Source organism: Virgibacillus sp. FSP13 (genome assembly GCF_054048505.1).
In genome coordinates, this window is sequence record NZ_JBSVKG010000074.1 from 1 (window position 1) to 774 (window position 774).

At 41.7% G+C, this 774-nt stretch carries 1 protein-coding gene; it reads left to right on the forward strand.

Features of this window, described 5'->3' with window-relative positions; genetic code table 11:
• Nucleotides 1–189: 189 nt before the first annotated feature.
• Nucleotides 190–735 (forward strand): HD domain-containing protein, encoded by a 546-nt coding sequence (locus ACW2QC_RS20240; protein WP_457545728.1) that lies wholly within the window; start codon nt 190–192, stop codon nt 733–735.
• The last annotated feature ends 39 nt before the right edge of the window (nt 736–774 follow it).

Sequence of the window (774 nt, forward strand, 5' to 3'; positions counted from 1 at the left end):
GTTTTCGATCTCGCGCCGATGTTTTCGATCTCGCGCCGATGTTTTCGATCTCGCGCCGATGTTCGCAGCTTCCCCAACAGGTGGGGAAGCTGCTCACTACCAAAATTTACATTCTTTTTAATTCTTTAGACACCTTCTTCCATTTTGCTTCTAGAAGCGATATAGTTGAAACTAATTAGGAGGGGTTTTATGAAGCAACAGGCAAAATTGTTTGCTAAAAAGGCACACAAAGGACAAACAAGAAAAAGTTCTAATGTCCCGTATATTACTCATCCCATTCGTGTTGCGAAGCGATTAGAGCAGGAGTGCTTTTCCGAAGAATTAATTTGTGCTGGCCATTTACATGATGTCGTCGAGGATACACCATATGAGATTGAGGACATTGATAATGCATTTGGACCTAGAGTTGCAGCGTTAGTCGGAGCACATACGGAAGATAAGTCAAAATCATGGCAAGAGCGCAAACAGCATACGATTGATACCGTTAGAAATGCTGATAAAGAGGTGAAATACCTCATTGTTGCTGATAAACTAGACAATTTACTTGAACTCGAAAAAGATCTTTTACGACTTGGAGATGCGGTATGGAAGCATTTTAATGCAGGTTTTGACAAGCAAAGATGGTATAACCGCTCTATTGCTGAAAATATGGAAGTAGGGCTTAAAGCTGATGAAATTCCAGATTACTTTAGGGAATTTGAGGAAGCGGTCGAGCGTGTATTTGGCTCCGGCTGATGTTTTTGTTCTCCGGCTGATGTTTTTGTTCTCCGGCTG

What these genes read in the sequence shown, in the direction of transcription:
- ACW2QC_RS20240 (WP_457545728.1), top strand. Translation starts at nt 190, where the DNA reads ATGAAGCAACAGGCAAAATTGTTTGCTAAAAAGGCACACAAAGGACAA.